A 267-nucleotide genomic window follows, 5' to 3' on the forward strand; every position below is an offset into this window, starting at 1 on the left:
CCTCGTTCGGGCATTAAAGACCGACTATTATTTTTCACCCCTTAGCAATGATCTCCATTAGTCAATAATCATATTTACTAATATAAAAACAAAAAAACAACCTTTTCAGGTTGTCCTTCATGTGCCTGGCAACGTCCTACTCTCACAGGGACGCGTGTCCCAACTACCATCGGCGCTGAGAAGCTTAACTTCCGTGTTCGGTATGGGAACGGGTGTGACCTTCTCGCCTTAATTACCAGACTATTTAATTGAGGTTTCATTCCCTCA

General features: G+C 43.1%; 1 rRNA gene. It reads right to left on the reverse strand.

What is annotated here, in order from left to right:
• Positions 1 to 123: 123 nt before the first annotated feature.
• Positions 124 to 240 (reverse strand): 5S ribosomal RNA (gene rrf / locus V7121_RS24660).
• Between the last annotated feature and the right edge of the window lie 27 nt (positions 241 to 267).

It is taken from the genome of Neobacillus drentensis (assembly GCF_036962125.1).
GTDB classification, from domain to species: Bacteria; Bacillota; Bacilli; order Bacillales; family Cytobacillaceae; genus Neobacillus; species Neobacillus drentensis_B.